7 protein-coding genes are annotated in these 6727 nt (G+C 71.4%); 6 read left to right on the forward strand and 1 reads right to left on the reverse strand.

What is annotated here, in order from left to right:
* Positions 1-162: 162 nt before the first annotated feature.
* The gene (locus tag HLB15_RS21455) at positions 163-762 is read left to right on the forward strand and encodes a type III secretion system chaperone family protein (protein WP_229785213.1); all 600 of its coding nucleotides are present in this window, start codon (positions 163-165) and stop codon (positions 760-762) included.
* Positions 759-1322, forward strand: coding sequence for a type III secretion system chaperone family protein (locus HLB15_RS21460; RefSeq protein WP_171108498.1), 564 nt, complete (start codon positions 759-761; stop codon positions 1320-1322). The genes HLB15_RS21455 and HLB15_RS21460 overlap by 4 nt, the downstream gene beginning before the upstream one ends.
* An 87-nt stretch (positions 1323-1409) precedes the next feature.
* Here HLB15_RS21460 and miaB read toward each other — a convergent pair whose 3' ends face one another.
* Positions 1410-3044: a tRNA (N6-isopentenyl adenosine(37)-C2)-methylthiotransferase MiaB gene (gene miaB / locus HLB15_RS21465; protein WP_171108500.1), complete on the reverse strand. Its 1635-nt coding sequence runs from the start codon at positions 3042-3044 to the stop codon at positions 1410-1412.
* Positions 3045-3217: 173 nt separating this feature from the next.
* Here miaB and HLB15_RS21470 point away from each other — a divergent pair, with 173 nt between their 5' ends.
* The 4 genes from HLB15_RS21470 to HLB15_RS21485 all read left to right on the forward strand — a co-directional run bounded on the left by HLB15_RS21470 (position 3218) and on the right by HLB15_RS21485 (position 6676).
* Complete coding sequence (locus HLB15_RS21470) at positions 3218-4033, forward strand: amino acid ABC transporter ATP-binding protein (RefSeq protein ID WP_229785218.1); 816 nt, start codon at positions 3218-3220, stop codon at positions 4031-4033.
* A gap of 73 nt (positions 4034-4106) precedes the next feature.
* Positions 4107-4955: a glutamate ABC transporter substrate-binding protein gene (locus HLB15_RS21475; protein WP_171108502.1), complete on the forward strand. Its 849-nt coding sequence runs from the start codon at positions 4107-4109 to the stop codon at positions 4953-4955.
* A 135-nt stretch (positions 4956-5090) separates the two neighbouring features.
* The gene (locus HLB15_RS21480; RefSeq protein WP_171108504.1) at positions 5091-5780 is read left to right on the forward strand and encodes an amino acid ABC transporter permease; all 690 of its coding nucleotides are present in this window, start codon (positions 5091-5093) and stop codon (positions 5778-5780) included.
* Complete coding sequence (locus HLB15_RS21485; RefSeq protein ID WP_171108506.1) at positions 5777-6676, forward strand: amino acid ABC transporter permease; 900 nt, start codon at positions 5777-5779, stop codon at positions 6674-6676. The genes HLB15_RS21480 and HLB15_RS21485 overlap by 4 nt, the downstream gene beginning before the upstream one ends.
* Positions 6677-6727: the final 51 nt, after the last annotated feature.

The raw sequence follows: 6727 nt of genomic DNA on the forward strand, positions 1-6727 counted from the left end.
GGGGTCGCAGGCAGGATCACGGCGCGCACACCTCGGGAAACTAGCACCGGCGCGGACCGGCGGCCGGTCGGGGCCGGTGCCACGTGCCGGACGGGCGATTCCACCCGCTTTCCGCACGAACCTCCGCAGCGAGCACGTGCGTTCGGCGGGTACTGTGGTCAGGTGAGGTTCTTCGGGTCACGACGCCGGAACACGGCGGGCGACGGCGACCGTGCGGCCATCAGCCCGCACCAGCCCGAGCCCAGGGAACTTGACGACGACGAGCTGCGGGCCCAGGTCGAGGGCGTGCTGCTCCGGGAGCTGACGGGCGGTCTGGACGACTCGTCGTCGGTCCCCCGGCCCCTGACGCGTGATCGCGTCGTGGAGTGGCTGGGCGACAACGGGTTCAGCTACTTCGTGGACTCGGAGGGCGACGTCGGCGGCCTCTGGCACGGCTGGCTCTTCTACTTCCTCATGGTGGGCGAGAGCTCCGAGGTGCTCCAGGTGCGCGGGCAGTGGCACCGCGACCTGACGATCGAACGCCTCGAGGAGATCCTCGAGATCTGCAACGAGTGGAACGCCGAGCGCATCTGGCCCAAGACGTACGTGCGGGTGCGCGACAACGGCGCGGTCCTCGTCTACACCGAGGTCACCGTCGACCTCGAGCACGGCGTCACGGACGACCAGCTCGACCAGCTCCTGCAGTGCGGGCTGACGACCGGGTCCATGTTCTTCGAGCACCTGGACGAGACGTTCCCGGACCCGCTGAGGTCGGCACCGTGAGCCCGGCACGGAGCGGGGGCGGCGCCGGCCGCTGGCTCGCGCGGCTGCTCAACCCGGGTGCGCCGGCCGCACGGCGCACGCAGGGCACGCAGACGCGCACGCTGGCCAAGGCACCGGCCGACAAGCCGCGCCCCCTGACCACCCAGCGCGTGGGCGACGACCTGGCGCGCCGCGGCTACCGGTTCCGCATCGACGACGACGGCGACGTGACCGGCACCTGGGACGGCAACCGGTTCTGGTTCCTGCTGCTCGGTGAGCACGACGAGATCCTGCAGGTGCGCGGCCGCTGGGCCGGTGCGCTGCCGCCCGGCGCGCGCCTCGCCGTCCTGCAGGCGGCCAACGACTGGAACCGCGAGCGCATCTGGCCCAAGGTCTACACGCGCGAGGAGGGCGGCGGTCTGGCGCTGTACGCCGAGGTGTCCGTCGACTTCGAGCACGGCGCGACCGAGGAGCAGCTCGCGCAGACCGTCTCGTGCGGCCTGGTGACGGCGAGCCAGTTCTTCTCGACGGTCGCGTCGCTCGCGCCGCCGGCGGACCCGGACACGCCGGACGCGTCCTGAGCCCCGGCACGACGGGCAGACGGAGGCCCCCGGGCGCGTGACGCGCCCGGGGGCCTTCGTCCGGTGGTGCCGAGCGTGCGGCCGGGTTCAGCGTGCCCGGACGGTCGGCAGACCCAGGGACACCGGGCCCGACGGCGCCGGCGTGCCGTGCCCGTGCGTGTCCTCGCCGCCGCCGAGCCGCACCTTCTCCCGCTCGGCCCAGGCGTCGCCCGAGCGCGTGCGGCGCACCGCCAGCGGTGCGGTCCCCGCGGGGTCGGCGATGAGGTGGTGGGGCGCCGCCTTCGTGACGGTGACCGTCACCATGTCGCCGGGGCGCGGCAGGCCCGCGGGCACGTCCGCGGCCAGGCGCGGGTCGTCGAGGCCGGTCGGCGCGCCCGTCGGCACGTCGGGGTCGGGCAGGCCGACGTGCACGAGGCGGTTGTCCGCGGCACGGCCGGACAGCCGCCTCCTGGCCCCGTCCTTGCGCCCCGAGTCCTCGGCCACCAGCACCTCGAGCGTGCGCCCGACCTGCTTGTCCGCCTCCTCGGCGCCGATCCGCTCCTGGAGGGCGACCAGGCGCTCGAACCGCTCCTGGACGACCTCCTTGGGGAGCTGGTCCTCCATCGTCGCGGCGGGCGTCCCGGGGCGGGGCGAGTACTGGAACATGAACGCCGAGCTGAACCGGGACGCCTCCACGACGCGCAGCGTCTCGGCGAAGTCCTCCTCGGTCTCGCCCGGGAAGCCGACGATGATGTCGGTGGTGATCGCGGCGTCGGGCATCGCGGCGCGCACGCGGTCGAGGATGCCGAGGAACTTCTCCGACCGGTAGGACCGGCGCATCGCGCGCAGCACGCGGTCGGACCCGGACTGCAGCGGCATGTGGAGCTGCGGCATGACGTTCGGGGTCTCGGCCATGGCGGCGATGACGTCGTCGGTGAACGCGGCGGGGTGCGGGGAGGTGAACCGGACGCGCTCCAGGCCCTCGATCCGGCCGCACGCGCGCAGCAGCTTGGCGAACGCGCCGCGGTCGCCGAACTCGACGCCGTAGCTGTTCACGTTCTGGCCCAGCAGCGTGACCTCGATCGCCCCGGCCGCGACGAGCGCCTCGACCTCGGCCAGGATCTCGCCCGGCCTGCGGTCGCGCTCCTTGCCGCGCAGGTGCGGCACGATGCAGAAGGTGCACGTGTTGTTGCAGCCCACGGAGATGCTGACCCAGCCGGCGTAGACCGACTCGCGCTTGGTCGGCAGCGTGGACGGGAAGACCTGCAGCGACTCGGCGATCTCGACCTGCGCCGCCTCGTTGTGCCGCGCGCGCTCCAGCAGCACCGGCAGGGCGTCGAGGTTGTGCGTGCCGAACACGACGTCGACCCACGGCGCCTTCGCGACGATGTCGCCGCGGTCCTTCTGCGCGAGGCAGCCGCCGACGGCGATCTGCATGCCCGGCCGCTCCGCCTTGATGCCGGCGAGCTGGCCGAGGTTGCCGTACAGCCGCGTGGCGGCGTTCTCGCGCACCGCGCACGTGTTGATGACGACGACGTCGGCCGTACCCGCCGCCTCGTCCGCGCTGGACGCACGGGTGTAGCCGGCCTGCTCGAGCATGCCGGCCATGTGCTCGGAGTCGTGCACGTTCATCTGGCAGCCGAGCGTGCGCACGAGGTAGGTGCGCGGACGGTCGGGCGCGTCGGCGGGCCCTGCGTCGGGAGCGGCGTGGGGCAGGACTGGGGGCAGGGCGGTCGTGGACATCGGGGTCGATTTTACGACCCCCCGGCGACGCCGCCGAACGGGGTCGCGCGGGCCGCCGCGGCGACGCCGGCAGGTGCAGGTTCCGGCTGGTCGCGGCCATCTGTTACCGAACCGTTGTGGACGGATGACCCGTCGGCTTGGTCCAGGAAACATCGGATCGTTAGGTTCAAGGGATGGACCAGACCACCTCGACCACCGGCCAACCGGCGGCCGACGAGCCCGCGGGTGCCCCGACGCCGGGCCGCGCCCTCGGGGCGCCTCTCGTCGAGCTGAAGCACGTCAACAAGCACTTCGGCGCGCTGCACGTCTTGCAGGACATCGACCTCACCGTCCGCCGGGGCGAGGTGCTGGTCGTGATCGGGCCGTCCGGCTCGGGCAAGTCCACGCTGTGCCGGGCGATCAACCGCCTCGAGACGATCGACGACGGCACCATCACCGTCGACGGCAAGGAGCTCCCCGCCGAGGGCAAGGCCCTCGCGGAGCTGCGTGCCGAGGTCGGCATGGTGTTCCAGTCGTTCAACCTCTTCGCGCACAAGACCGTGCTCGACAACGTCACGCTCGGCCCGCGCAAGGTCCGCGGCATGAACAAGAAGGACGCCGAGGAGCTGGCCCGCTCGCTGCTCGACCGCGTCGGGGTCGGCAACCAGGCCGAGAAGATGCCCGCGCAGCTCTCGGGCGGCCAGCAGCAGCGCGTGGCGATCGCCCGCGCGCTCGCGATGCGGCCGAAGGTCATGCTGTTCGACGAGCCGACCTCCGCCCTCGACCCCGAGATGGTCAACGAGGTGCTGGACGCGATGGTCGCGCTCGCGCAGGAGGGCATGACGATGATCGTCGTGACCCACGAGATGGGCTTCGCCCGCAAGGCCGCCGACCGCGTCGTCTTCATGGCGGACGGGCAGATCGTGGAGGAGGCTCCTCCCGAGGAGTTCTTCACCGCGCCCAGGAGCGAGCGGGCGCGGGACTTCCTCTCGAAGATCCTGACCCACTGATCTCCACCGACTGATCTACCCACTGATCCCGAAGCAAGGGGTCCCACCGGACCCGAACTACCGAAGGGGAATCATGCGCAAGCACACCACGGGGCTGCTGGCGATCGCCGCTGCGTCCACCCTCGCGCTCTCGGCCTGCGGCGGCGCCGAGGTCGGCGGCGAGCCGGAGGGCGGGTCGTCCGAGGGCGCCGGCGACGGCATCACCATCGGCATCAAGTACGACCAGCCGGGTCTCGGCCTGAAGGACGGCGCCGAGTTCACCGGGTTCGACGTGGACGTCGCCCGGTACGTCGCGAACGAGCTGGGCTACAGCGAGGACCAGATCACGTTCAAGGAGACGCCCTCCGCCAACCGCGAGAGCATGCTCGACAACGGTGAGGTCGACATGATCTTCGCGACCTACTCGATCACCGACGACCGCAAGAAGGTCATCGACTTCGCCGGCCCGTACTTCGTCGCCGGCCAGGACCTCCTGGTCGCCGCCGACAACACCGACATCACCGGTCCGGAGGACCTCGAGGGCAAGAACCTCTGCTCCGTGACCGGTTCGACCTCCGCCGAGAAGATCAAGACGGACTACGCCGAGGGCGTCCAGCTGCTCGAGCGCCCCGGCTACGCCGAGTGCGTCAACTCGCTGGCCGCGGGCCAGGTCGACGCCGTCACGACGGACGACATCATCCTCGCCGGCCTCGCCGCGCGGAACGGTGACGGCAACCTCAAGGTCGTCGGCAACCCGTTCTCGGAGGAGAACTACGGTGTGGGCCTGCCCAAGGGCTCGGACCTGTGCGAGGACATCAACGCGGCGATCACGAAGATGATCGACGAGGGTGCCTGGGAGGAGGCCGTGGCCGCGAACACCGAGGGTGCCGACTACACCCCGAACGCCGACCTCAACCCGCCGACGCCGGCCCCCTGCGCCTGACGTCTCTGCGGTGACCGGGATCGCGCCTGCCGCGTCAGGCGCGGTCCCGTTCGCTGCGGGCGGCCCGTCCGCCGCCCACGACCTGTCCGACCGGGGCGGGCCCTGCGGGGTAGCGCCTCACCCGAAAGGTGACCTGTGAACGACTATCTGTCGGGACTCAGCGCGCTGTGGGAGCAGTACGACGTCCTGGGGGCGTTCTGGACCAACATCCAGCTGACGTTCTGGGGCGCGCTGTTCGCCCTGGTGCTCGGCACGCTCCTCGCGCTCATGCGGATCTCGCCCATCCCCTCGCTGCAGTGGGTGGGGACCCTGTACGTGAACGTCTTCCGCAACACCCCGCTCACGATCATCATGACCTTCATGGTCATGGGCGTCTGGACCGCCCTCCAGATCAACCTCGGCAGCGACTTCAGCACCAACTTCTTCCGCCTCGCGGTGGTCGGCCTCGCCGTGTACCACGCCGCGTTCGTGTGCGAGTCGATCCGCTCCGGTGTGAACACCGTGCCGATCGGGCAGGCGGAGGCGGCCCGGGCCATCGGGCTGTCGTTCCTGCCCGCCGCCCGGCTGATCATCCTGCCGCAGGCGTTCCGGGGCGCGATCGCCCCCCTGGGCAACACCCTGATCGCACTGCTCAAGAACTCGACCGTCGCCGCGGCGGCCAGCGTCTCCTGGGAGACCTCCTCCACGATGAAGACGATGCTCGAGTTCAACGCCAACTACCGCTGGGAGATCTTCGGGATGTTCGCCATCGGGTTCGTGGTCCTGGTGATCCCGATCGGCCTGGCGACCACGTGGCTGTCGCGGCGTCTGGCGGTGAAGCGATGAGCAGCTCCGTCCTCTTCGACGCGCCCGGCCCCCGGACCCGGCGCCTGATCGTCGGCGGCAACGTGCTCGCCGCCGTGGCCGCCCTGGCCGTGGTCGCGTGGGTGCTGGTCCAGCTCGGTGACAAGGGACAGCTCGCCGGCGACCTCTGGGCCGACGTCTTCACGGCCCGCACATGGCAGTACTACCTGCTCCCGGGCCTGCAGAACACGCTGCGCGCCGCGGCGTTCGCCATCGTCGGCGCGATCGTGTTCGGCCTCGTGTTCGGCGTGGGCCGCCTGTCGCAGATCGGCCCGGTGCGCTGGTTCTCCGGCCTGGTGGTCGAGTTCCTCCGCGCCGTGCCCGTGCTGCTCATGATGGTGTTCTTCTACGGCCTGTTCGGTCAGGTCTTCCGCGGCTCGGACGACAACGCCTTCCTCGCCGTCGTCGTCGCGCTCGTCCTGTACAACGGCTCCGTGATCGCGGAGCTCGTGCGGGCGGGCGTCGGCAACCTGCCGAAGGGCCAGGGCGAGGCCGGGCTCGCGATCGGGCTCACCGTGGGGCAGACCCTGCGGTCCATCCAGCTCCCGCAGGCCCTGGTCGCGATGCTGCCCGCGATGGTGTCGCAGGTCGTCGTGGTCCTCAAGGACTCGGCGCTGGGCCAACTCATCGGCTACCAGGAGCTCCTGCGCACCGGTCAGATCGTGTACTCGGCCGACGGCAACCCGCTCCAGGTCCTCGCGGTGGTCGCCGTGGTGTTCATCCTGCTCAACCTGCTGCTCACCGTCGTGGCACACCGTCTGGCGAAGCTGCTGTCCAGCCGCACGGCCGGGGCGACGGTCGAGGGCACGGGCATCGGGAACCCGACGGCGGCCGGCGGGTTCGTCGGCGGCGGTGCCGGTCCGGGCTCGGGCACCTGACGGCTCGCCGCCGACCGGGCGACCGGCACCGGCGGCCCGCGGACGCAGGAG

The sequence above is a fragment of the Promicromonospora citrea genome (genome assembly GCF_013004695.1).
GTDB classification, from domain to species: domain Bacteria; phylum Actinomycetota; class Actinomycetes; order Actinomycetales; family Cellulomonadaceae; genus Promicromonospora; species Promicromonospora citrea.